This window comes from Natrarchaeobius versutus (genome assembly GCF_041205745.1).
GTDB classification, from domain to species: Archaea; Halobacteriota; Halobacteria; order Halobacteriales; family Natrialbaceae; genus Natrarchaeobius; species Natrarchaeobius versutus.
Genome location: NZ_JBGFCC010000003.1, coordinates 427,474 through 450,778, shown reverse-complemented (window position 1 = coordinate 450,778; position 23,305 = coordinate 427,474). Strand labels below are relative to the sequence as shown.

Genomic DNA, 23,305 nt, shown 5'->3' with positions numbered 1-23,305 from the left:
CGTCGTCGGGACGTCAACATCCCCGCTGGTTTGCGATCGGACAGCTACATGGTCGATCGGCTCGAGGGGGCGTGTATGGACGACGATCGATCATCGGAGTCGACCCTCGAGAACACGCCGGGCCGGGGCCGCTCGCCCGAATCGGAACGTATCGAACCCGCCGCACCGGAGGAGTTCGGCCTCGTGCAGGTCTGGTGGGGCGACGGGAAGGGGAAGACGACCGCGACGCTCGGAATGGGGATGCGCGCCGCGGGTCACGGCTACCGCGTCCACGTCCTGCAGTTCATGAAAGGCGGCGCCTCGAGCGTCGAGGCGGTCCGGGGCGAGTACAACGCGATCGACGCACTTCCGGGGATCAGCTACGAGAATCTCGGTCACTACGGCTGGCACGGAATGGCCGACGGGAGCGACGAAGCGGACCACGAACGGCAGGCCGGGGCGGGACTCGAGCGAGCCGAGGAACTGATCGCGGCGGCCGAGGAGGCCGACCTCGAGGAGCCGATCGACCTCGACGCGCCCCCCGAAGAGGGGGTTCACATGCTCGTCCTCGACGAAGTGCTGTACGCCGCGGACCGCGGACTGATCGGCGAAGAGGACGTCATCGGGTTGATCGACGCGAAGCCGGACGATCTCGAACTCGTGCTCTCGGGAAGTCACGAGACGCCAGCGTACCTCGAGGATCGAGCCGACCTAATGACGAACGTTCGCAAGGAGAAACACCCGATCGAAGACGGGCAACGAGCGCGACGAGGAACGGAGTACTGAGACGGGTTGCGGTAGTGATTTTCGGTACCGATTTGCGGTACCGGTTTCCCGTACCGATCTCCTGTACCTTCCCGTACCGATCTCCGGTACCAGTTTGCTGTACTGGGTTCCTGTACCGATTTGTCTACACAGCCGCTCTGAGTCGTCGTTTCGCTGGGAGAATCCACAAGAGATCGTCCGAGAGTATCACGCGCCGTCGATCGTCCGGCGTATCGACCGCAGGCGACGGACCCGATCGATCCTCCGGCACAGTTATTATCTGACCCTGACAATACCGCAGGTCGATGGGCGTCATCCGGGTAGACGACGTGTACAAGTCGTATGGAACCGTCCGCGCGGTCGACGGAATGAGCTTCGCGGTCGACCGCGGGGAGCTGTTCGGCTTTTTGGGACCGAACGGGGCCGGGAAGACGACGACGATTCGCGCACTGACGGGACAGATTCGGCCGGATAGCGGAACGATCAGCGTACTCGGGACGGACCCCACCGACGACCCTCTCGAGGCGCGGAGTCGGGTCGGCATCCTGCCAGAGCAGGGGTCGCCGCCGAGTTTCCTCACGCCGCGGGAGTACCTCGAGTTCGTCGGCACGGTCCGAGACCTCGACGCCGACCTCGTCGCGGAACGCACCGAGCGGTGGGCGGATCGACTCGGGTTCCGGAACAAACTCGAGACGCTCCACACGGATCTCTCGCGGGGCCAACAGCAGAAGGTGATGATCGCCCAGGCGTTCGTCCACGAACCCGAGGTCGTCCTGATCGACGAACCGTTGGCGAACCTCGACCCGCTCGTCCAGGAGCAAGTCAAACGGTTCCTCCTCGAGTACGCGGCCGACGACAACGCCGTTTTCGTCTCGACGCACAACATCGACGTCGCGGAGTCGATCTGTTCTCGGGTCGGCATCGTCGCCGACGGCGAAATCGTCGCCGAGCGCTCGCTCGAGGAGGGGTTCGACGACGGATCGTTGCTCGACGTCTTCCTCGAGTGCGTCGACGGGGCGGGGGCTCGAGACCTCCCCGCGGCCGATCGGGTTCAGCCATGACGACGGGTGATGGCAAGGGTCCCGGACGAGAGCCTGCCGGATCGCACTCGGCGCCGAACTGGACGCTGTTCGTGACGCTCGCCCGCGAGGAGTGGCGGCTTCACACGCGGCTGTTCGGCGGCTGGCGGTTCGGGCTCTTTCCGGTCGTCGTCGCCGCGTTCGCGGTCGCCGCGTCGGTCGCGCTTACTGAGACTGGAACCGACGCCGAAACGGTGACCCGCTGGGGACACGTCCTCGCGCTCGGCTTTGGACTCTACAGCGGAACGGCTGCCTTCGCGGGGTCGGACATGCTCGAGAACGTGTTCGGACGGCTTTCACTCGTGCTCTCGACGGCCGCGACGCTTCCGCTGTCGCGCAAGCGACTGCTCGCGATCTTTCTCGTGAAAGACGGCCTGTTCTACGCGCTCGTCATCGTCTTGCCGATGGCGATGGGGGCGGCCCCGCTCGCGATGGGATCGGACTCGCCGCTCGCATCCGGTCCGTTGGCGGTGGGCCCGGAATCGGCAGTCGTCGGCGGTTTGCTCGCCGTCCTCGTCTACTGGCTCTCACTCTCGCTGGTCTTCGCCTTCGGGATGGCGGTCACCGTCGCGCTGGTCGCCGCCCGGAGTCGCGGCGTCCCGATCCGGTTCGGCCTGGCCGGAATCGGCGTCCTCGCGATTGGCGCGTGGATCACCGACGGCGGCGGCTCCGTCGGGAAATTCCTCGTTCCGATCGACGGCTCGGTGCTCGAGGTACTCGCGGTCGCCGCGGCGACGGTAGTCGTCTCGACGGCCGCGCTTTGGGCGTACGATCCGACGTACGCTCGGCCGACGCGGACGGCGAGCGACCGGTTCGCCCGGCTGAAGGACGCGCTTCCGGTCGGCGACGAGGCGCTCGTCGCGAAGACGCTACTGGACCTCGCCAGGTCGTCCGGCGGCGTCTGGAAACCGTTCGTCTCGGCGGGTATCCTGCTCGCGCTCGTGGCTGCACTCGTCGGCGTCGTCGCCGCGATCACGGGCATCGCGCCGGCGCCAGGGATCTTCTTCGGCGGCGTCCTCGGCCTCTCGGCGTTTACGACGTACAACTGGCTCACCGAGTTCGATTCGCTCGAGTCGTATCTCGTCTACCCCGTCTCCGTCGAGGCGGTGTTTCGCGCCAAGCGGACGGCGTTCGTGTTGGTCGCGGTCCCCTCCGTCGGCGTCCCCTACCTCGCGGCGGTCGTCTGGTTCGAGGCGACGCTTCTCGATGCGGCCGTGGGTGCGGCGTTACTCGGCGGTTACGCGCTGTACTACTACGGGCTCACCGTCTACCTCGCCGGCTTCTCGCCCAACGAGTTCCTCTTCGACGCCGTCCGGTTCGCGACGTTTACCGCCGGCGTCGCCGTCGCACTCGTTCCGACGCTGGTTGCCGGTTTCGTCGTCGTTCCGCCGTCGCCGACCGTCGCGGGTGTCCTCGCCGTCGCGGGTCTCGGCTTCGCCACCGTTGGGCTCGCTCTCTCGAGTCGCGCGGGTCCCCGGTGGGAGCGACGCCAACTCGAGGGCTGAGACGGATTCCTGTAACGATGTACCGGCGAAACCGCCGCTTGGGTCGCGGTTGCGCCGGAACTGACTGACAGTAAACCGTATGAGACGGATACTGTAAGGACTAGATTCCCGACGCCGCGAGTCCAGTTACCGATCCTGAAAATTCCTTTCACCTGCAAGCCCTAGCGCGAACGGGCAATGGGTCGACGACGCCTGTATGAAGGTCGTCTACAAACCCAGAAACGCCTACGAGGAGATCAGCTGCTTCGACTTTCGCGAGTACGACGAAGGGATCGTCCTCCACGACGAACAGGGGTACAACATCGGCTACGTGCCACACGAGATTCTAAGCCACATCGAGCCCCACCCGGGCGAGGAGGTGATTTTCGAAGGCGGTGAACCACCGGAGCGCGAGGACGACGAAGAGTAACGACCCTCGTCTCCAATTGTCGGCGTCATCGGCACGGTCCGCGAGTTCGGACGAACCGATAGGTCGATACTCGAGGCCCCGCGAGTACGGGTCACGCGAATGACCCGAACCCTTCTCGTCGCCGGCACGGCGAGTCACGTCGGGAAGTCGACCGTCGCCGCCGGCCTCTGTCGCCTGCTCGCAGACCGTGGCGTCGCCGTCGCGCCGTTTAAAGCACAGAACATGAGCAACAACGCTCGAGTTGTCGCTCGCCCCGAGCGTGGCCACGCGGGCAACGAGGACGACCGCGACAGCCCCGAAGGGCGGTCACCTTCGAGTGGCTCCGAACGGCGGGAATCTGCGGGTGACTGCTGGGGTGAGATCGGCGTCTCCCAGTTCGTCCAGGCTCGAGCGGCGCGGACGACGGCGACGACCGACTGCAATCCCGTGTTGTTGAAACCCCGCGGCGATGGCGAGAGCCAGCTGGTGATCGACGGCGTGGCCCGCGATCACCTCTCGGCGGGGGCGTACTACGAGGATCACTGGGAGGACGCTCGAGGAGCCGCAAAAGCGGCTTTCCAGCGGCTCGAGGCGGACAGCGACGTGATCGTCGCCGAGGGGGCGGGAAGCATCGCCGAGATCAACCTCCACGATCGGGATCTGGCGAACGTCGAAACCGCCCGCTTCGCCGACGCGGACATCCTGTTGCTCGTGGACATCGAACGTGGCGGCGCGTTCGCGAGCCTCTACGGAACGCTCGAGTTGATGCCCGATCCGCTCCGCGATCGGGTGGTCGGCGCGGCCATCACGAAGTTCCGGGGAGATCCGACGTTGCTCGAGCCCGGAATCGCGGAGATCGAATCGAAGACGGGCGTTCCGATCGTCGGCGTCCTCCCCTACGACGATCCGGGCCTTCCCGAGGAGGACAGTGTCGCCCTCCCTGGAGCCGAGACCGGCGGCGTCCTCGGCGCCGACGACGGGATCCCGGACGAGCACCGGATCACGATCGCCGTCCCCCGGCTTCCCCGACTCTCGAACGCGACGGATCTCGAGGCGCTTGCTGCCGAACCCGGCGTCTCGGTGGCTTTCGTTCCGGTACAGGCGGGTACGGAAGACGACCGGTCAGGTGCGTCGGCCGGGCCGTCCAACGGGGCCGATCCGCTCGAGGGCGTCGACGCGGACGCGGTCGTGATCCCCGGAACGAAAAATACGGTCGACGATCTCCGCGCGCTGTGGACGTCGGGGTTCGCCGACTCCCTGCAGTCGTTCGACGGCCCGGTCGTCGGCCTCTGTGGGGGCTACCAGATGCTCGGCGAGCGGATCACGAACGCCTCCCTCGAGGGAACCGGAACCGCGGAGACGGTCGAGGGGCTCGGCCTCCTCCCCGTCGAGACCAACTTCGAACCGGAGAAACGACTCGAGCGAACCAGCGTCCGCGTCGACGGATCCGCGACACCGATCCTCCGCGGGGCCTCCGGAACCGCGTCGGGGTACGAGATTCACGCCGGCCGAACGCGGGTTCTCGACGGCGCGGACGTCAGCCGTCCGCTCGGGGACTCGAGCGCCGCCTGTGGGCAGGTTCTCGGGACCTACCTCCACGGGCTGTTCGACGACGACGCCGTTCGCGAGGCGTTTCTCGAGAACGTTGCGAGCGAGGTCAGACTCGAGCGTTCTTACGACATGGTTTCGGGCGCGCCCGGGATGCGGCAGGCGGGTGAGCATCCGTCCGGAACGCGACAGGAGGACGAGCGTCCGTCCGGGACGACGCCGTCCGATCGAGCGGCGGGGCTCGTCGGCGAGCATCTCGACCTCGAGGAACTCGGCGAGCCCTTCGTGGGTGGGTCCTAACCCGAGGCGACGTCACTCGGTGCCGTTTCGATACGTTCCGAGCAACTCCTCTAAGATGATACACTCCTGGTCCGTCGCGTCGTAGTGGGTGTCGATGAAGCGCTCTGCCGCCTCGTAGTTGCCGCGAAGCCCCTGTTTTCGGACCGTGATTACAGCATCGAGAAAGAAGGTACCGCCGTCGGTGCCGAGCGCCCGCGCGTGGTCGGACTCGGTGATGTCGAGTTCGGTCTTGATCTCCTCGAAGTTGAAGGTCTTGACGTCGTGTTCGGTGTTGATCAGCGAGAGTACGTACTCCGCGGAGAACCGATAGAACTCGGATTTACTCTCGAACATACCGTCGTCGACGAGTGCGTCGATCTCCTCGACGACCTCGTCGGGGTACCTGACGGTATCTTTCGCCATGTTCCCAGATTCCACACCGCGCATTAATTATTGTTTCGGAGAATAGTCCGCCCAGTATACGTTTGATTTGTATCACTAGTGCGGCGGAGCGCGCCGTTGCAACTACCTGCAAATTTATTATTTATCGGGGAAAAGTGAGTGACGCGATGACAGACGAAGACGAAATCCGCGACCAGATGATCGACGCGTTCGAAGGTGCTGACTACCCAATCTCGAGCCCGATGGATCTCGTTCCCGCGCTCCCGAACGGACCGGGGACGACGTTCGAATCCGGCGACTTCTCGATGACGGCGATGGAACTGAACACGAAGACGTCCGGCGGTGATTTCCCCTACGACGACGTCGAGACGTTCGTCGACGATATCATCGAGGACCTCAAAGAACAGGGTGAGCTGTAGCCTCGCCGCTCGGTCAGCGATCTCCAGGTCGCATCCCGGTTTAGAAACGTCGTCCGCTTTCTGTCCGTCGGTTCCACGGTCAGGTGCGTGACCGCGATCCGATTCGAGGCGACGTCCCGGCGTCTCGGCCCACGGCCGGTCACCTTCGATAGACGGTATCGGTGCCACCCGTCGCTGTATCACCGGGTTTTTTATTCCAGAACATGATTGTGAGCAGAAAGGACGGGAGCGTTCGTCGGCCGATCGCGTCCGCGGCCTCCCGAGATTATGGCACCTATTGATGGTATGGAATCGGACACCAGCGGAGAACTGATCGTCCTCGCAACGGACGCTCGAGGAGCGAGGGCTCACGTTACGGACGAGATACGGGATCGAACGGGGGTATCCGTTCGGCCGATTTCGATCGCGGAACTCGAGGGGTGTCTCGAGGGGGAGCCCCCGGACGCGGTCGTTCTGGTGACCGACGACCCCGACGCCGTTCGAACGAACGTCGAGCGCGTTCGGGAGGAGACACCCGACACCCCCGTCGTTGTCAGTCCGCGAGACGGGAGCGAGAGACTCGCGACGGTCGCGCTCAGGGCTCGTGCGACGGACTACGTGTCCCAGGACGAAACCCGGCTCGTCGACCGGATCCTCGAGTCGGTTCGATCGCACGCCAGTCGGGATCGAAGCGAGGAGTTCCGTCGAATCCTCGCGGAAGAGCTTCCGGACGAGGCGTTCGTCATCGGCGCCGACGGAACGTACCTCGAGGCGACGGTTCGTCCCGAATCCGAGGGGCTGTACGAGACGTCCGCGGCGGAACTCGTCGGCACCAACCTCGGCGACGCCTTCCCCGAACGAACCGCAGAGGAGCTTCTGGACTGTATCGAACGGGCGATCGAAACTGGCGAGATACAGTCCGTCGAGTACGACGTCGAGACGGGCGAGGAGCGACTCCGGTACGAAGCCCGGGTCGTCCCGACCGACCGTCGGATCGGCGGGCGGCGAGCCGTCGTCTGGCTCGCACGCGATATCACCGAACGGGCGAAACGCGAGCGGGAACTCCGGGCGCGCCAGGCCGAACTCGAGACGTTGAACCGGATCAACGCGGTCGTCCGACGCGTGATCGAGACCCTCGTCGAGGCCCCGAGCCGGAACGCCATCGAGCGGGAGGTCTGTCGACAGCTCGTCGACTCGGAGCTATACTGTGGCTCCTGGATCGCCGAGTGGACCGGCGACGGCGCTCTCGCGTACCGAACCGGCGCGGGTGAGGCCACGACCTATCTCGAGTGCGTCCAGGAGGGGTCGGACGACCCCGGCCGCCCGTTCCGACGCGCCGTCCGGTCCGGTGAGATCCAGACGGAAGATCACGTCCTCGAGCGCGAACCGTTGCCCGACCAGTTGCAGACGGCCGCCGCCGCCGACGACGTCGAAGCCGTCGTCGCCGTCCCGATCACCTACGAGGACGCGACCTACGGTGCGCTTACCGTCCTGGCGAGTCGCGACGACGCGTTCAGCGAGAGCGAGCGGGCGGGATTCGAACTACTCGGCGAGACGATCGGCTTTACGATCATGGCCGTCAAGAACCGCCAACTGCTGTTTGCCGATACCGTCGTCGAACTCGAGTTCCGGATCGACGGCGGCGAGACGTTCTCGTTCGACCTCTCGCGGGAGTACGACTGCACCTGCTCGCTCGAGTGGTCGGGGACGACCGCGAACGGACGGACGTTTCAGTTCGTCACGATCGACGGCATCGACGGCGAGACGGTACTCGAGGAGGCGAACGACCACGACTCGATCGAGGAGTGTCGGCTCGTCCACGACAGGGGTGGCGGCTGTACCATCGAGATGCGGCTGAGCGAATCCGGCGTTCGAACGTTGACGAACCACGGCGTGACGATCCGAGACGTGACCGTCGAGGACGCCGTCGGAACCTGTCTGGTCGAGGTCTCACAGGACGCAAACGTCAGGGAGATCGCCGACGCGCTGTCCGCGATCTACGAGAACACCGAACTCGTCGCCAGACGGGAGGTCGACCGGCAGGTCCGAACCGCCGCCGAGCGGCGAAACCTGATCCTCGACGAGCTCACCGACCGACAGCTCACCACTCTTCGACTCGCCTACTACGGCGGCTTCTTCGATTGGCCCCGCGAGAGCACCGGTGAAGAGGTCGCGGAGGCGATGGACGTCTCACCGCCGACGATGCACCAGCATCTCCGAAAAGGCCTCAAGACTGTTCTCAGCGAGTTCTTTGAGGCCGGCAGAACAACGAGCGAATAGGCGTCGGACCCCGGCCAGGCGGCGTCTCGGCCGACACGTATCGGCCGAAGTGACTGACATCACGCTCCTCGTGGCGCGTGCGACGTCTCGAGACCCTCGACCGCCTCCTCGAGTGTCGCGGTCAACTCACCCGCCGTGACGAGGTCGGCGACCCGCTGAACGTCGGCGTCGGCGGATCGATCGCCCTCGAGCGGCGGGACGTCGGTCCGGACCGCCTCGTAGACCGCGTCGGTTCCCGTCCCCAGCGAGAGTCGACCGTCGGCGTCGAAGGCGTCCTGGACGTACTCAGTCGCCTCGGCGCCACAGACGAGTTCCGCGGCGATCACCCAGGTCGCATTCTCGATCGCCCGCCGGACGTGGACGGCCGATTGGGCGCTCATGCTGACGTGGTCCTCCTGGCCGCCGCTGACCGGCGTGTTGTCCGTCGACGCCGGGCCGAGCGATCGGAGTTCGTTCACCAGCGACGCGGCGGTGTACTGGACGATCATGTACCCCGATTCGACGCCGCTGTCAGTCGCGAGAAACGGTGGCAGATGGGACTCCTGTACGTTCGGGTTCAGCAGACGATCGATTCGGCGCTCGGCGATCGCCGCGAGATCGACGAGCGCGAGGCGGACGTACTCGAGACGGAGCGCGAGCGGGGCGCCGTGGAAGTTCCCGCCGGAGAGGACGGCGGCGGCGTCGGTTCCCGATGCGCGCGCGTCGACGCGATCCGTCGCGAAGACGAGCGGGTTGTCCGTCGCGCTGTTGAGTTCGACGGTGACGGCCTTGCGCAGGTGATCGACGGCGTCTCTGACCGCGCCGTGGACCTGCGGAAGACACCGAAGCGAGTAGGCGTCCTGGACCCGATCGCAATTTCGATGCGCCTCGACGATCTCGCTGTCGGTGGTGAGTCGACGGACGTTCGCCGCGGACTCTCGCTGGCCCGGATGCGGACGAGCGTCGTGAATCACCGCATCGGACGTCGCGGTCGTCGCGAGCGTCGCCTCGGTCGTCAACGCTCCCGCGGCGTCAGCCGCCAGCAGCAGCCGTTCGGCGTCGACGACCGACAGCGACGCGAGTCCGGCGGTCAACTGCGTCCCGTTGACGAGCGCGAGCCCCTCTTTCGGCTCGAGCGAGAGTGGTTCGATACCGATCGTCTCGAGCGCCCGATCGCCGGGGAGCCGTCGTGACCCGCTCGAGTCGTCGGGCTCGTCGACCGCGGTCTTCCGCCCGTCGGCCGCCGGCCGGTCCGGCGGTTCGACGACCGCCTCCCCCTCGCCGATGAGGACGAGCGCCACGTACGCAAGCGGCGCGAGATCGCCGCTGGCCCCCAGGCTCCCGCGGGATCTGACGACCGGGTGAACCCCTCCGTTGCACATCGCAACGAGTCGGTCGACGACGGTCTCGCGAACCCCGGAGTGACCGGTGAGGAGCGCGTTGATCCGGACAACCATCGTCGCACGAACTTCCTCGCGTGTCAACTCCCGACCCGCGCCGGCGGCGTGACTGCGGACCAGATTGTGTTGAAGTTCCTCGAGTCGCGACCCCGGGATTCGCTCGTCGACGAGTTCGCCGAACCCCGTGTTGAGTCCGTACACTGGCTCGCCGCTTGCGACGACGTCCTCGACGCGCCGGCGTGACTCCCGGACGCGCTCGCGGGCCTCGGCCGAGAGTTCGACCCGGACACCGTCTCGCGCGACCGCGACGACGTCTGCCGGCGTGAGGGTTTCGCCGTCGAGGACGACGGTCATCGGCGATCAGCTCGGGCGCGAATCGGTCCCCGGACGTCGGTTCCGGCTTCGATCGATCGGATCATACACGACGTGTTCGCGCTCGGACGGCAAGAAATTCCGGTCCGTTCGTCTCGAACTGGACGGAGCGACGGGAGGTGTCGACGACGCGTGACGTTCACCGCAACCTGACCGTCAGGATATCATAAAAGTCACGTATGTGAACCCGAGCGTCGATGTACGATCCCCCGCACCACCCGGATGATGAGCAAACGGATCCAGGCGGTTCGGCCCTCGGCGGTGGGCGCTGTGCGGGCGTACAGATGCGATTGGACGGGTTCTCACACGACCCCGATCGAATCGGGCGTCTACTGAGTTGCAGTGACACTCCGAGACCCGGTCGACGCCGTATTCGAAGGATCGAACGGACGGTATTACACGGCCTGGCAGGTTCGACGCCGACTCGAGAGCGGGCGGTGGCGTCGGTGTCTTCGGCAACGGGAGCCGGATCGGCGCCTGGTCGAGACGGGCGACGGCGAGTTGCTGTTTCTCGTGGCGATCGAGCCTCGAGCGCTTCCGAACTGGACTGAGGTTCGCATCGAACGGACCGCCACACACGTCGTCGATACGCGGTGGCACGCGCCGGGGTCGGACGAGCGGCGTTCCTGAACGGGACGGGATATAAACTGTGAACATACTAACCGCGAGCTAGAGAACGGTTCACACCGAACGTCGGGTCGTGAATCGCCGTCACGTCCTGGGAGCGATCGGGTCGGTTGGCTCGCTCGGGACGCTCGCGTACGCGACCCGCGACCCCGTCGAGAGCCTCGAAGTTCGACTCTGGCTCTCCGACGGAGCCGCCGCCTACGACGGGGTTGCCGAACGCACCCTCGAGTACGTCGAGCGGCTCATGGAGTTCGAGTTCTGGACGCTCGAGGTCTCCTTCGGCGGGGTCGTTCCCGTGTCGACCGAAGACGGCGCACGCGTCACGAGCGCCGGAGAGTGGCCCCTGGCGCTCGCCTCGGGAACCGTCGGCTCGAGCGACGTCGAACCCGCAGACGACGTGAACTTGCTCGTGACCGACGGCCAGATGAAGCGGGCGCCGACCGGCTACGGTCTGCCACACATCGCCTCCGTCGGTGGCGCCCGGCACATCGCCGATCTCGAGCCGTTCGAGGAGTTCGTCGAGTCGGGTCCCGAGGGGGACGTCGAACGCCGGATCGTTCCGTTGCAGACACCCACCCGGACGATCCAGATCCTGCTCCACGAGGTCGGCCACGCGCTGGGATTACACCACGAACACGGCGTCGCGTTTCGCTACGGCGACGCGGTCGTCGCGACGCCGATGCTCAGCACGTACGCCTTCAGTTCGAACAGCCCGTACGACCACTCGCGATGCGGGACGAGCTATCCAGACCCGAGCGGCCTGAAGTGGCGGCTCAGTTTAGCGTTTTCGACGTGTGCACGCAGAGAACTGGCGAGTTACAGCGGCGGCGTCCGACCTCGCACTCCCCGTGAGGGGGAGTGACGTTCCTGCCCGATCGAGTGGACCGAATCCCGTTGTGAGTCGAAGTGACTCATCGGTCGATGTCTGGAACGGGACCAGTGGGCGCGACCAGCTGTATACGCGAGGGATCGACGGCGGTCGGATACGACCGCCGAGAGACCGTTACTCGTCTTCTTCGGTCGGATCGTCGTCTTCGCCGCGTGCGAAGCTCGCCTGCTCCTCACCGGCCTCTTCCGCGTCGGCCGCGTTCGGTCCTTCGATGAGCGACTCGAAGTCGTCGACCTCGTCGTACTGGTCTCGGTAGACGAGTGCCGCCTTACCGAGCGACGAGATCTCGTAGAGGCCGGACCGTTCGGCGGGTCCGATCTTGTCGACGAGTCCGTAGTCCTCGAGGACCGGCAGTCGGGTGTTGATGTTCTTGCGGCTCTTGCCCGTGTGGGCGGAGAGGTTCGTCGCGACGTTTCGTCCCTTGTTCTCTAGCGCCTCGAGGATCAGGAAGTCAGTTGGCTGTCGTAATTTCACACTCGTTCACTCTCATACGCACTCTATATTTCCAGTGGTAACTAATACTTTCGGCTTTGGGCGGAAAATTGCTACCGGATGTTTCCGGTAATAACCCGGCCTCGGATCCCTCAATCTCCGGTGGCTCCCGGCGGATTCGGGAGTTCGACAGTTTTGGCGGCCGGAGGGTTGGTTCCGGTCTCTGTGCCGCCGGACGATCCCCCGAGCAGATCGACGCCGGCAGAACCGAGCCAGGTCAGAAACGACGCGACCTCGGCGGGCGAGCGAACGCGCCGGGAGGCGGCCGACGGGTCGTCGCCGCCGACGCGAATGCCGATCCCGGCGGGTTCGACGGCCCGGAACGCCGACTCGTCGGTCACGTCATCACCGACGTAGACGGGGATCGTATCCGCCGGAAGATCCGACGCGATCAACTCGACGGCGTTGCCTTTCCCCCACGGAATCGCGGGACCGACCTCGAGGACGCGTTTTCCCCGCGACACCGCGAGCTCTGGGCCGCCAACCCGGTCGACGACCGCGGCCGTCTGACGGTGAACGAGCGGGCGGAGCGCATCGGGGACGGCTCGCGTGTGAACCGTCGCCGTCAGTCGCTTGTTCTCGATTCTGACGCCGGGGACCGAATCGAGGGCAACCTCGAGCGCCGAGTGCGACTCCCCGACCAGCGCCGCCCGTTTTTCGGCGACGGGGTGGATCGAGAGCGAGCCGTTGCGGGCGAGTTCGAGCCCGTGATTGCCGGCGTAAGCATCCGAAGCGTCGACGCGGTCGCGAACGTCGACGAGTGCACGTCCGCTGACGATGGCCGTCGAGACTGCCGGTTCGGCCACGAGCGTCTCGAGGGCCTCCTCGTTTCGCTCGAGCGGGATCGCATCGGCCGGTTCGTCGACGATCGGTGCGAGCGTCCCGTCGAAGTCCAAACAGACCAGCAGTTTCGATGCCGACGACAGTGCCGAGCGGATCTGAACCATTTCCTCCTGGAGTCGTCGTGGCGGAGTATCAGCAGGCATGGATTACACCAGTGACGTATACTCCGGAGAATCGGGGTCTGGATCGAAATCGGATGTCGGATCGGGCCGCCGGTCGTCGTGAACGCTTCGGATCCAGTCGAACTGGGTGGCCATCCACCAGTCGACGTCCCGTTCGAAGACGCGGTTGCGAAGGACGGACATCCGGCGACGGCGCTCGTGACGGGGCGTCGAGAGCGAGTCGGCTATTTGACGTGCAAATCCGTCGGTATCGGTCGGATCGATCGAGAACGCGTGGGTGCCGAGCCGTTCGTGGGCCCCGGTTCGGTCGCTCAACAGCAACGCCCCGTCGGCCTCACTGCTCGAGGCGACGTACTCCTGTGCGACCAGGTTCATCCCGTCGACGAGCGGACTGACGATCATCACCCCCGCCCGTCGGTACAACGCGGCGAGCATATCGGCCTCGAGGTACGCGTCGGTGTAGACGATCGGTTGCCAGCCGTCGGTGGCGAACCGGCTGTTGATCCGGTCGACCTCGTTTCGGACGAACTCGCCGTATCGCTGGTAAGTCGGGATCTCGGTCCGCGAAGGCGTCGCCTTCTGGACGAACGTAAACGAGCCGCGCCAGTCGGGGTTTCGCTCGAAGAACCGCTCGAGGGCGGCGAGTCGCTCCGGTATCCCTTTCGTGTAATCGAGGCGATCCACGCCCAGGCCGAGGACGGTCTCGCTCGGGATCCCGTTCGTCGTCAAAAACGACGACAGTCGTGACGGGTCGACAGACCGGCCCATTCGATCGTAGCTCGCGGCGTCGACGCCCATCGGCGTCGCGACGACCGTCGTCGCCTCGTCGTCGTACCGAACGGCCCGTCGCTTCCGGTCGACCGCCGCCGACGGCAGGGTTCGCTCGACGCACTCGAGGAAATTCGTCGCGTACCGGTCGACGTGAAATCCGAGCAGATCGTTCCCGAGCAGTCCCTCGAGGAGGTCGACGGCCGCCGGGCAGTCACGGAACGTCTCCGGCGTCGGCCACGGAATGTGCCAGAACTGAGCGACCGTCGCCGAAGGAGGGATCGAGTCGCGAATCGTTCGCGGGGCGAGTGCGAAGTGGTAATCCTGGATCCAGACGATCGACTCCTCGTCCGCGTGGTCGGCGACCGCGGTCGCGAACTGATCGTTGACCGACCGGTACCACTCGAAGTCGTCCGGCCGGTCCTCTATGAGATCGGTAAAGCCGTGACAGATCGGCCAGAGAACGCGGTTGCTGAACCCGCGGTAGTACGAATCGACCGCGTCGGCAGAGAGGTCGAGTCGTCGAAGCGTGTACGCCTCCGACGACGGGGGGACGGCGACGCAGTTTCGGTCGTCGGTGACGTCGAAATCCGCGTCGCCGTCGCCCCACGCAATCCAGGTACCGTTCGTCCGCTGGCAGACGGGGTCGAGCCCTGCGGTCAGCCCACCGGTCGGCTCGTCGACGGCTATCGTTCGCTCGTCGCCGTCGTCTTCCCCGTCGTACTCGTGGCGGTAGGGCTGTCGGTTCGAGACGACGATCAGCGAGCCGGGGCAGTTGGGTCCTGCGGAACGATCGGTTCGTACGCTTCGGCCGCCCCCGTCGGTCCGTATCGGTCTGCTATACGTGTTCGTCGACGACAAACGCTCGTCGGTAAATCGCATTCGCTGGTAGAACACAGCGCCGCTACGGGTTGATTCGTGGCCTGCATCCGCATGGGGGTCTAATACGCACCCCGTACCGTTCGGCCACAACGGACAGTTCGATGGGACGATAGATCGATCGAACGTCGTTTCGCGTGTAGCCGGGTTCCGGCGGTCGGCTGGCGGGAGGACCGTCGATCGACCCCGGCTGTCTCAATAATAGTACAACTCGAGTTCGTGGCCGCAGTTTCGGCAGACGGTTTCGCTTCCTTGCAATCGGTTCGACTCGTTCTCCTCGACGATTCCGGGGCCGGGTGGGACGGGCGCGCTGACGGTCGCGTTACACGCGGGACAGCCGACGTCCATCGCGGGACGGTTCGACTTCGACATGTCCTCGTGATACTCGAAGTCGGCCGATAGTTATACCAGCCGTACTGATCGACGCCGGTCCGTTTCGAATCGTTCGCCGATCGTACGACCGGCTTTACGGATCGAACGGTCGACGTTCCGTCGGCCCTCGAGTGTCGGGTGAGACGGGTTACTGTCAGTCAGTTCCGGCGCACCCGCGACCCGGGCGGCGGTTGCGCCGGCAACCCGTTACAGCACTCCGTATGAGTCACGTTCCGTTCGAAACGCGAACCAACGAACCTTTGATCGCTCCATCCCACCGTCCGATATGGAACGCCGAACCTACCTCCGGGCGGCGGGGGCCGCGGGTGTAGCGGGGATCGCCGGCTGTTTAGACGAGGTCGGCTTCGTCGGCGGCGACGGCCGAACCGCACTGGGCCCACCGGACGAATCACGCGGTGACCCGTCACATCCCATCCACGGCGACGAGTTCCCCTCGTTTTCGCTACCGGATCCGCTCTCGGGCCAGACCGTCTCGCTCGAGGACATGGTGGGCGAACGTGCCTTCCTGATGACGTACTTCTTTACGGCGTGTCCGGACGGTGCCTGCCCCGCGTTGCTCTTGCGACTCCGCCGCGCTCAAGCGGACGCGATCGAACGCGGCTACGAGGACGACATCGCGTTGCTCGCGATGACGTTCGACCCCGAGCGGGACACGCCGGAGGTTCTCGAGGAGTACGCCGCACAGCAGGGTGTCGACCACGAAGCGGACAACTGGCACTTCCTCAGGCCCGAGAGCTACGAGGAAGGCGAGCAACTCCTCGAGGACACGTTCGGCATGTACATCGAGCGGGTCGAGGACGGCGACGAGCACGATGGCCACGATCACGATCACGAGGATCACGACCACGGCGAGTACACGTTCATCCACTACAACCTGATCATGCTGGTCAACGACGACGGAATCGTCGAACGGTCGTATCCGAACGCCGTCCAGCAACGTGAGGAAGTGAGCGTCGAGGCGATCGTCGAGGACGCCAGAACGGTCGCACAACGATAACCATGCGTCGACGGGAAGCCATCGCCGGAATTGCGAGTGCGGGCATAGTTGCGGGTGCCGGTGCCGTCGCGGTGTTCGGCGTCCCGTCGGTCGACGAACTCACCGGAGAGGACGTCGAACGCGACCCGCTCGAGATCGAGACGGTCGACGCGCCGGGGAGCGAGGCCGGCCACGCGCTCGTTCCCGCCGCCGATCGGCCGACGTTCGTCGACATCTTCGGCACCTGGTGTCCGCCCTGTATCGAGCAGATGCCCGCGCTCGGCGAGGCGTACGATCGGGTCGGCGACGACGTGCGCTTCCTCTCGGTCACCAACGAGTCGGTGGGCGAGACCGGCTCGATCACTGAAGAGGAACTCGTCGAGTGGTGGGACGACAACGATGGACGCTGGACCATCGGGCTCGACCCGACGGCGGAGTTGACCGAGCGCTACCTCGCCGGCGGCTATCCAACCGCGGCCGTGATCGATCCATCCGGCCGGGTCCGCTGGTCCGACCACGGCGTCAAGACCGCCGACGAACTCGTCGACAGAATCGAGGACGCACTCGAGGCCCACGACCAATGATCGGGACGGACGCGACGTTGCTCCTGACGCTCGGGTTCGCCCTCCAGGCCGGCTTCCTGACGTTCTTTTCCCCCTGTGCGTATCCGCTGTTGCCCGGCTACGTCGGCTTCTACGTCAGCCAGACCGAGGGAGAAGAGGCGTCACTCAGCGGCTCGCTCGGCCGCGGGCTGATCGCCGGCGGTGGCGTCCTGGTGACCCTCGCCGCCCTATTCGGCGCGGCGTTCTGGGTCGGTCACTCGACCATCTCGAACGTCGTCCTCTTCGAGCCGATCGTCGGTGCGTTACTGTTGATCTTCGGCGTATTGATAGTGCTCGGTCGGGCACCGTCGCTGTCGATCGCGCTCCCGAAACGGCGCTCGAGCGTCCTCGGGTTCGGCATCTTCGGCGTGGGGTACGCCCTGGCCGCGGCGGGCTGTGTCGCCCCGCTGTTCGGCGCCGTCGTCGCCAGCGCGCTCACGTATCCGCCGGCGACGGCCGCACTCGTCGTCGGAACCTACGTCGGGAGCGTCACGCTCTTGATGGTCTCACTGACCGTCGCGACCGGGATGGGGCTCGTCGCAAGCGCGGACAAAATCATGGCCTACAGCGACCAACTCGAGCGTCTCGCTGGCGTCGTCATGATCGTTGCCGGGATCGGGCAGTTGTACCTCGCGATCGTCATCCTCGACGTGATCTGAACCCGTGGCCCCGCGGAGTATTCTATCACAACAGCAATTAATCCAAACCACATTGGGAGTCTCTTTATCCCTCGAGAGCCCGTATCTCGGGTCACGTGAGTCGAACGCGTTGTCCCAGTTGCCTCGAGCTAACAGGAGCGGAAGTCGATCGAACCGTCACTGATTCGGGGCTCAAGCGGACGTTCGAGTGTGATCACTGCGGTCATCGATGGGCCGTCTTCTTTTGAACCTGTCTCGTGTCGGTCGGGGTAACGCCCGCTCGAGGCATCCGTGGCATCCACCGAGTCGTCGACCGACGGTCCGTCCGGGTCGCCGGAGCGATTCCGCGGTCGTGTAGGCCCGGCATCGGCAAGTCGGGGACGTATTCGGACGTCGACCGAACGTCTGGGCAGGGATGTATCAGGATCTTCTGCTCGCCACCGATGGGAGCGACGGTGCTCGACGCGCGACCGAACACGCGATTTCGCTCGCGGATCGCCTCGGAGCGACGCTTCACGTGCTTTCGGTCGCCGAAGAGGGGCCACACAGTTCGGAGAAACGCGATCAGATGCGGGCCGACCCCGAAGCCGAGGCCACCGACGTCGTCGAGACGGCAGAGCGTACGGCGACGGCCGAAGGGGTCGACGCGACGACGACGGTCCGCCACGGCGTTCCACAGGAGGAAATCCTCGAGGCCGCGGAGGTCTCGAATGCGGACCTGATCGTCGTCGGGACAGTCGGTCGGAGCGGTCTCGATCAGTTGATCGTCGGTAGCGTCGCCGAGGAAGTCGTTCGAAACGCCCCGGTTCCGGTGGTGACGGTCAGAGAGGGGACCTGACGCGCCACTGAAGACAAATCAGCTAGCGCTGACACACCCTTCGCGAGGACCGAAACGACGATCGGCTGTCCGAGAAACGACCCCCGTCACCGGACGTAATCCAGTGTTACTCGTGCGTATCAAGACGGTAATTTTCTCGGCGTGTCGGGAATCGAACGCTATCGTGGCCGCTCGACTCGACTCCACGCGCGGCGGTCCGCCCCGTCTCGAGGTGGTCGGCCCGTGAGTGACGACGCCACCGCCGTCGTCACCGGCGCTCGCGGCGTCCTCGTCGTCGGCGACTCGTCACCGATCGACGCCGCCGTCGCCGCCCTCGAATCGGCGTTTGGACCCGGTTCGGTGTGGCTGGCATCGTCGACGGACGACGCACGGGATCGACTCGCCTCGAGCGACGTTCGTTGCGTCGTCTGCGAGTTCGACCCGACCGACGACGGAGCGGTCTTCGACGAACTCCGCGAGGCGACTGAGGCCGTTCCGATCGTCGCGATCGCGGATACGGACGCACACGCGAGGGCGATCGACGCAGGTGCGACCGACGTTATCGACCCGAACTCGCCGGAGAGCGTCGCCGCCGCTCGCGTCGAGAACGCGGTGAGCGGGTTCCGCCCCGGCGGACGCCGAACGGATCACGAGCACCGACGGATACTCGAGAACGCCGACGTTCCGGTCGTGGTCCTCACACCAGACGGGACGATCACGTACGCGGCGCCGGCCGTCGATCGACTCGGGTGGACGCCCGACGACCTCGTTCGATCGGGTCTTCCACGTCTCGTTCATCCCGACGACCGCGAGCGAACTCGAGAGGCGCTTTCGCGCGTCGGCGAACGGTCTCTCGGCTCGAGCGAGACCGTCAGGTGCCGGCTCCGCGCGGACGACGGAGCGTGGACGGCCGTCGAACTGACGGCCGTCAACCGCCTCGAAGATCCGGCCGTCGAGGGTGTCGTCGTCACGATCGCGACACCGACGTCCGACGCGGCGGTGGGCCTCGAGAGGGCGCTCGACCGGTTCGGCGAGTTCGTGTTCGTCCTGGGGGAGCGCCGGGAACTCGTCCGCTGGACCGCCGGTGCGAATCGATTGTTCGACGGAGATCCGGATCCCGGAGCCGTACTCTGGTCGGTCCTCCCGGAGGACGTTCGTGAGACGTTCGCCGATCGGCTCCAGGAGGCGGCGGCGACGGGTGAACGGATCGCCTTCGAGACGAGCCATCCGGCGTTCGATACGCCACTCGAGGTGACGGCCTACCCCGGCGACGAAGGCGTCTCGGTGATCGCGAGGGAGACGCTGGGCGAAGAGCGTTCGAGGACCGACGCCGAGCCTACCCGGCAGACCGAACCGAGCCGATTCACACTCCTCGAAGCCGCGGTCGACGGAATCCCCGACGGCGTGGCGGTACTCGATGGGACGACCGTCGAACTGGTCAACGCACCCCTGCGAGAGCTAGCCGACGACGAGACGCTCGTCGGCCGGGACGTCGGCGACCTCTTCGACGAGGAGCTCGCGACCGGCGTCCGCGATCGTCTGCGTTCACCCGTATTCAGGTGGATGGACCCGATGACGGGCGACCTCGCTGTCGGAAACGGCGACCCGGTCGACGTCTTCGTCACGCCGTCGTCCGACGGCGAGCGGGCGATCTGTACAGTCCGCGACCGGCGGCGGTCGGGGGCGACGGTTCGCTCGAGCGTCCTCGAAGCCGTCCGAACACTCCGTCGCTCCGAAACGCCCGCCGAAATCCGACGGAGCGTCGTCGATGCGATTCTCGCCGGGACCGACGCCGAGTTCGCGGTCTGGTACCGGTTCGACGGGGCGGCTCTCGAGCCGGCCGCGGTCGTCGCGACCGGCTCTGACGGACCGATCGATCTCCCGGCGGTCGCCGCCGAACGTACCGGGATCGACTCGCTTCTCGAAGGTGGCGAGCCGACCATCGTCGACGGATCGGCGCTGGAATCGCTCCTCGAACGTTCCGGCGTTCGGGCCGAGCGCGTCCTCGTCTTGCCGATCGACGACGAGAATCTCGCGCTCGCGACGACCGGAAGACCCCTCGGCTTCGCGTCCCTCGAGGTCGGTGCGGTCGAACCGCTTTCGGACGTGGCGTCGATCGCACTCGAGGCGTTCGATCGGCGGCGGCGACTCCGAACGGTCGGCCGTGAACGCGACGCGTTCGAGGAACTCGAGGCCGACTCGGAACGGATTCGGGCCGACGTCCGTGCGATACTCGCCGCCGAGACCAGGGACGATCTCGAGCACCGCGTCTGCGAGGCGGTACACGCGATCAGACCCGTCGAAACGGCGGGAACGATCGGCCTCGTCTGGATCGGCCGTCACGATCACGGCGCGGAAACGCTGACGCCGTCGACCTGGGCCGGTGACGACGCCGCGTTCCTCGAGTCGCTGGCGATGCCGGTCGATCTCGGCCCCGAACGCGTTGGACGGGAGGAGTCGTCGGATCCGACGACGGTGATCGACCTCGAGACCGGATCGACCGGCCGATCCGACGACCGGGAACCGTGGCGGGACGAACCGCTCGAGGACGGATACCGGTCGGTCCTGATCACTCCGATCGAGTACCGCGGGTTCCGGTACGGGACGCTCGTCGTATACGGTGATCGAGCGGGGCTCTTCGACGATCGACTCCGGGGCCGCTGTCGGCACCTCGCGGCGGTCGCCGGCCACGCAATCGCGGCACTCGAACGGAAGCGAGCGTTGCTCTCGGAGACGTCCGTCGAACTCGAACTCGTCGTTCGGGAAGACGACGAACCGCTCTTCGCGATCGCCCACCGCCTCGGAGCGTCGATCGACATCCGGACGGTCGTTCCTCGCTCGTCAGGCGGGTCGACGGTGTACTGCGTGGCCGCGGCCGACGAGATCGACGAAGATCGGGTCACCGGCTCACACCCCGCGATCGAGTCGATCCGGCGGATCGGGACGGGATCGGCCGCCGAGCTCGTCGTCCGTGAGGCGACGATCGCGGATCGAGTTGCCGACCACGGTGGCGTGTTGCGCTCGATCACGCCGGTCGACGATCGAACGCGCCTCGTCGTCGAACTCCCGAATACGACCGCGGTACGCGGATTCGTCGGGATGCTCGAACGCACCTACCGAGGGACGGAACTGGTCGCCAGACGCGAGCGTGAGAAAGCCACCACTCAGAGCCGCTCGTTCGACGCGGAGTTACGGGACCGGCTCTCGGAACAACAGCTTCACACGCTCGAAACGGCGTACTACAGCGGGTTCTTCGAGTGGCCCCGCGAGAGTACCGGCGAGGAGGTTGCACGGTTACTCGGCGTCTCTCAACCGACGTTCAGCCGTCACTCGCGTCTCGCCCAGCGGAAGCTGTTCGAACTCCTGTTCGACGACCGAGACGAGACGGAGTGAGAGGATTGTCGTACCCATGGACCGGTGCAATCGCGACTCGTTCGTGGTTGCCCCGGCAACGATTTCCAACAGTCCCGCTGAACCGATCCTCGCCGGTTACCGAAAATTCATCGTCTATTACCGAGTGTGTCGGGCTCGATTCGGCCGGTAATTCGGTATTTCGTTCGCCATCTAACGTGGTGAATTTCTGAGGGATGAATACGTATTGAGTTGTCGCCGTCGCCGTTTTGCTGTATAGCACCTACGTCCATGTAGCCACGCTCTAATCACCCGTTCGATGAGCGTGTCACCGGTAACGGACGCTTACAGGGGATCGACCGGACGGAACGAGGTGGATCCGTGAGTATCGAACTCGCCGAGACCGAACGAGAGCGATCGACGGTTCTGGACCGATCGGACGGCGGCATCATCGCACAGGTCCGACTCGACCACGACGACCTCGTCTTGCGTCCGACCCTGGATCGAGTCCCCGACATCTCCCTCGAGCCGGAGTACTGGACGGCCGGCGAGACGGGCCAGACGCTCCTGTTCGTCACCGCACGCGGGGCCGAGTTCGGCGGGTTGGAAACCGCCCTCGAGACCGATCCGACGATCCGAGAACCGATACTCGTCGATCGCTACCCCGATCGGCGGGTGTATCGGGTGACCCTGACCGAACGGGCGCTGACGTTCACCGCGAGTACGGCCGAAGTCGGCGGCCGACTGCTCGAGGTATCGAGCTCTCGGGACGGCTGGCTCGTCCAGCTTCGGTTTCCGAGCCGGGACGCACTCGTGGCGTTCAACGACGCCTGTCGGGCAGACGGCGTCTCCGTGTCGGTCGAACACCTGCGAGTCTCGGACGACGGCGACGACGGCGTCGTGACGCTCACCGAGAAACAACAGGAACTGCTCGCGGTCGCCTACGAGGAGGGCTATTTCGACGTACCTCGAGGGATCTCACAGGACGAACTCGCCGACCATCTCGGCGTCTCGAAGTCCGCCATTTCCCAGCGACTCCGCCGAGCGATCGCCGAACTCTGTGCCGCGTCCCTCGGCTGACTCCCGTCGTTAGACTGCACGGCATCCGTAGCCGAGTGCGTTCGTATCGCCTCACCAACCTTTTTGCCCCGTCACGCACACAGTTCGAATGTGCTCCGAACACTCGTTTCGAAGGTCCGCGAGTGGATCGCGGTCGAGGATCCTGAGGATCGCATCGAGGGGTCCGGCGAGCCGATCATGTCCCCGAAAAACCGCCGATCACCGGAGGCCCAACGCATGCTTCGTGAGTCTCGAGAACTCGAGGAACACCACGAGCGACGGGACGAACCGTGACGGGTCGGTCGACTCGGGTGGAAATCGTTTCCGACGATAGAGCGGTCACCGACCTCACCGCAGACGAAAGGGATCCGTACGAATCCAAGATAGTATTCAAATACAACCACTAATTCGCCCATTAGTTCACGTACGTCTACTGTTTCCCGTTGCGGTTCGTTTTTATACTATGGTTCACTAC

At 65.5% G+C, this 23,305-nt stretch carries 22 protein-coding genes; 16 read left to right on the top strand and 6 right to left on the bottom strand.

Annotated elements, in window-relative coordinates:
• The first annotated feature begins 75 nt into the window (after nt 1-75).
• From AB7C87_RS10120 to AB7C87_RS10100, 5 genes are all read left to right on the top strand, one after another.
• Complete coding sequence (locus AB7C87_RS10120; protein ID WP_369729332.1) at nt 76-765, top strand: cob(I)yrinic acid a,c-diamide adenosyltransferase; 690 nt, start codon at nt 76-78, stop codon at nt 763-765.
• A gap of 284 nt (nt 766-1,049) precedes the next feature.
• Nucleotides 1,050-1,805: an ABC transporter ATP-binding protein gene (locus tag AB7C87_RS10115; RefSeq protein ID WP_369729314.1), complete on the top strand. Its 756-nt coding sequence runs from the start codon at nt 1,050-1,052 to the stop codon at nt 1,803-1,805.
• On the top strand, nt 1,802-3,328 hold the full coding sequence (locus AB7C87_RS10110; RefSeq protein WP_369729313.1) for a hypothetical protein: 1,527 nt from the start codon (nt 1,802-1,804) through the stop codon (nt 3,326-3,328). Before AB7C87_RS10115 ends, AB7C87_RS10110 begins: the two co-directional genes overlap by 4 nt.
• Nucleotides 3,329-3,524: 196 nt before the next feature.
• Nucleotides 3,525-3,737 carry a hypothetical protein gene (locus tag AB7C87_RS10105; RefSeq protein WP_369729312.1) on the top strand — a complete coding sequence of 71 codons (213 nt, stop codon included), beginning with the start codon at nt 3,525-3,527 and terminating at the stop codon, nt 3,735-3,737.
• A 99-nt stretch (nt 3,738-3,836) separates the two neighbouring features.
• A complete protein-coding gene (locus tag AB7C87_RS10100; RefSeq protein WP_369729311.1) occupies nt 3,837-5,564 on the top strand; it encodes a cobyric acid synthase in 1,728 nt (575 codons plus the stop codon).
• A gap of 12 nt (nt 5,565-5,576) precedes the next feature.
• Here AB7C87_RS10100 and AB7C87_RS10095 read toward each other — a convergent pair whose 3' ends face one another.
• Nucleotides 5,577-5,966, bottom strand: coding sequence for a CopG family transcriptional regulator (locus tag AB7C87_RS10095; protein WP_369729310.1), 390 nt, complete (start codon nt 5,964-5,966; stop codon nt 5,577-5,579).
• Nucleotides 5,967-6,112: 146 nt separating this feature from the next.
• Between AB7C87_RS10095 and AB7C87_RS10090 the strand changes: the two genes are divergently transcribed.
• Both AB7C87_RS10090 and AB7C87_RS10085 read left to right on the top strand, forming a co-directional pair.
• Nucleotides 6,113-6,364, top strand: a complete 252-nt coding sequence (locus tag AB7C87_RS10090; RefSeq protein ID WP_369729309.1) for an MTH865 family protein — start codon at nt 6,113-6,115, stop codon at nt 6,362-6,364.
• A gap of 285 nt (nt 6,365-6,649) precedes the next feature.
• Entirely contained in the window at nt 6,650-8,623 is a 1,974-nt protein-coding gene (locus tag AB7C87_RS10085; protein ID WP_369729308.1) for a bacterio-opsin activator domain-containing protein, read from the top strand.
• 59 nt (nt 8,624-8,682) lie between these two features.
• Here the strand turns inward: AB7C87_RS10085 and AB7C87_RS10080 are convergent, their stop codons facing one another.
• Nucleotides 8,683-10,356 (bottom strand): HAL/PAL/TAL family ammonia-lyase, encoded by a 1,674-nt coding sequence (locus AB7C87_RS10080; protein ID WP_369729307.1) that lies wholly within the window; start codon nt 10,354-10,356, stop codon nt 8,683-8,685.
• 360 nt (nt 10,357-10,716) lie between these two features.
• On the opposite strand from AB7C87_RS10080, the gene AB7C87_RS10075 reads away from it, so the two are divergent.
• Together AB7C87_RS10075 and AB7C87_RS10070 are read left to right on the top strand one after the other, a co-directional pair.
• Nucleotides 10,717-11,004 (top strand): hypothetical protein, encoded by a 288-nt coding sequence (locus tag AB7C87_RS10075; RefSeq protein ID WP_369729306.1) that lies wholly within the window; start codon nt 10,717-10,719, stop codon nt 11,002-11,004.
• A 70-nt stretch (nt 11,005-11,074) separates the two neighbouring features.
• Complete coding sequence (locus AB7C87_RS10070) at nt 11,075-11,863, top strand: peptidase M10A and M12B matrixin and adamalysin (protein WP_369729305.1); 789 nt, start codon at nt 11,075-11,077, stop codon at nt 11,861-11,863.
• 141 nt (nt 11,864-12,004) lie between these two features.
• On the opposite strand, the gene AB7C87_RS10065 is transcribed toward AB7C87_RS10070, so the two are convergent.
• The 4 genes from AB7C87_RS10065 to AB7C87_RS10050 form a co-directional block, all read right to left on the bottom strand.
• Complete coding sequence (locus AB7C87_RS10065; RefSeq protein WP_369729304.1) at nt 12,005-12,364, bottom strand: winged helix-turn-helix domain-containing protein; 360 nt, start codon at nt 12,362-12,364, stop codon at nt 12,005-12,007.
• A gap of 110 nt (nt 12,365-12,474) precedes the next feature.
• The gene (gene otsB, locus AB7C87_RS10060) at nt 12,475-13,368 is read right to left on the bottom strand and encodes a trehalose-phosphatase (RefSeq protein WP_369729303.1); all 894 of its coding nucleotides are present in this window, start codon (nt 13,366-13,368) and stop codon (nt 12,475-12,477) included.
• A gap of 3 nt (nt 13,369-13,371) precedes the next feature.
• Complete coding sequence (locus AB7C87_RS10055) at nt 13,372-14,997, bottom strand: alpha,alpha-trehalose-phosphate synthase (UDP-forming) (protein ID WP_369729302.1); 1,626 nt, start codon at nt 14,995-14,997, stop codon at nt 13,372-13,374.
• A 192-nt stretch (nt 14,998-15,189) separates the two neighbouring features.
• Nucleotides 15,190-15,366 (bottom strand): hypothetical protein, encoded by a 177-nt coding sequence (locus tag AB7C87_RS10050; RefSeq protein ID WP_369729334.1) that lies wholly within the window; start codon nt 15,364-15,366, stop codon nt 15,190-15,192.
• A gap of 286 nt (nt 15,367-15,652) precedes the next feature.
• On the opposite strand from AB7C87_RS10050, the gene AB7C87_RS10045 reads away from it, so the two are divergent.
• From AB7C87_RS10045 to AB7C87_RS10015, 7 genes are all read left to right on the top strand, one after another.
• Nucleotides 15,653-16,384, top strand: a complete 732-nt coding sequence (locus tag AB7C87_RS10045) for an SCO family protein (RefSeq protein ID WP_369729301.1) — start codon at nt 15,653-15,655, stop codon at nt 16,382-16,384.
• A gap of 2 nt (nt 16,385-16,386) precedes the next feature.
• Nucleotides 16,387-16,947, top strand: a complete 561-nt coding sequence (locus AB7C87_RS10040; protein WP_369729300.1) for a TlpA family protein disulfide reductase — start codon at nt 16,387-16,389, stop codon at nt 16,945-16,947.
• Nucleotides 16,944-17,624 (top strand): cytochrome c biogenesis CcdA family protein, encoded by a 681-nt coding sequence (locus AB7C87_RS10035; RefSeq protein WP_369729299.1) that lies wholly within the window; start codon nt 16,944-16,946, stop codon nt 17,622-17,624. The genes AB7C87_RS10040 and AB7C87_RS10035 overlap by 4 nt, the downstream gene beginning before the upstream one ends.
• A gap of 394 nt (nt 17,625-18,018) precedes the next feature.
• Entirely contained in the window at nt 18,019-18,441 is a 423-nt protein-coding gene (locus AB7C87_RS10030) for a universal stress protein (RefSeq protein ID WP_369729298.1), read from the top strand.
• Between the two features lie 222 nt (nt 18,442-18,663).
• Nucleotides 18,664-21,813 carry a bacterio-opsin activator domain-containing protein gene (locus AB7C87_RS10025; protein WP_369729297.1) on the top strand — a complete coding sequence of 1,050 codons (3,150 nt, stop codon included), beginning with the start codon at nt 18,664-18,666 and terminating at the stop codon, nt 21,811-21,813.
• Nucleotides 21,814-22,152: 339 nt separating this feature from the next.
• Entirely contained in the window at nt 22,153-22,851 is a 699-nt protein-coding gene (locus tag AB7C87_RS10020) for a helix-turn-helix domain-containing protein (RefSeq protein WP_369729296.1), read from the top strand.
• A 90-nt stretch (nt 22,852-22,941) separates the two neighbouring features.
• On the top strand, nt 22,942-23,124 hold the full coding sequence (locus tag AB7C87_RS10015) for a hypothetical protein (protein ID WP_369729295.1): 183 nt from the start codon (nt 22,942-22,944) through the stop codon (nt 23,122-23,124).
• Nucleotides 23,125-23,305 lie beyond the last annotated feature (181 nt).

What these genes read in the sequence shown, in the direction of transcription:
- AB7C87_RS10120 (WP_369729332.1), top strand. Translation starts at nt 76, where the DNA reads ATGGACGACGATCGATCATCGGAGTCGACCCTCGAGAACACGCCGGGC.
- AB7C87_RS10115 (WP_369729314.1), top strand. Translation starts at nt 1,050, where the DNA reads ATGGGCGTCATCCGGGTAGACGACGTGTACAAGTCGTATGGAACCGTC.
- AB7C87_RS10110 (WP_369729313.1), top strand. Translation starts at nt 1,802, where the DNA reads ATGACGACGGGTGATGGCAAGGGTCCCGGACGAGAGCCTGCCGGATCG.
- AB7C87_RS10105 (WP_369729312.1), top strand. Translation starts at nt 3,525, where the DNA reads ATGAAGGTCGTCTACAAACCCAGAAACGCCTACGAGGAGATCAGCTGC.
- AB7C87_RS10100 (WP_369729311.1), top strand. Translation starts at nt 3,837, where the DNA reads ATGACCCGAACCCTTCTCGTCGCCGGCACGGCGAGTCACGTCGGGAAG.
- AB7C87_RS10095 (WP_369729310.1), bottom strand. Translation starts at nt 5,966, where the DNA reads ATGGCGAAAGATACCGTCAGGTACCCCGACGAGGTCGTCGAGGAGATC.
- AB7C87_RS10090 (WP_369729309.1), top strand. Translation starts at nt 6,113, where the DNA reads ATGACAGACGAAGACGAAATCCGCGACCAGATGATCGACGCGTTCGAA.
- AB7C87_RS10085 (WP_369729308.1), top strand. Translation starts at nt 6,650, where the DNA reads ATGGAATCGGACACCAGCGGAGAACTGATCGTCCTCGCAACGGACGCT.
- AB7C87_RS10080 (WP_369729307.1), bottom strand. Translation starts at nt 10,356, where the DNA reads ATGACCGTCGTCCTCGACGGCGAAACCCTCACGCCGGCAGACGTCGTC.
- otsB (WP_369729303.1), bottom strand. Translation starts at nt 13,368, where the DNA reads ATGCCTGCTGATACTCCGCCACGACGACTCCAGGAGGAAATGGTTCAG.
- AB7C87_RS10055 (WP_369729302.1), bottom strand. Translation starts at nt 14,997, where the DNA reads ATGCGATTTACCGACGAGCGTTTGTCGTCGACGAACACGTATAGCAGA.
- AB7C87_RS10050 (WP_369729334.1), bottom strand. Translation starts at nt 15,366, where the DNA reads ATGTCGAAGTCGAACCGTCCCGCGATGGACGTCGGCTGTCCCGCGTGT.
- AB7C87_RS10045 (WP_369729301.1), top strand. Translation starts at nt 15,653, where the DNA reads ATGGAACGCCGAACCTACCTCCGGGCGGCGGGGGCCGCGGGTGTAGCG.
- AB7C87_RS10040 (WP_369729300.1), top strand. Translation starts at nt 16,387, where the DNA reads ATGCGTCGACGGGAAGCCATCGCCGGAATTGCGAGTGCGGGCATAGTT.
- AB7C87_RS10035 (WP_369729299.1), top strand. Translation starts at nt 16,944, where the DNA reads ATGATCGGGACGGACGCGACGTTGCTCCTGACGCTCGGGTTCGCCCTC.
- AB7C87_RS10030 (WP_369729298.1), top strand. Translation starts at nt 18,019, where the DNA reads ATGTATCAGGATCTTCTGCTCGCCACCGATGGGAGCGACGGTGCTCGA.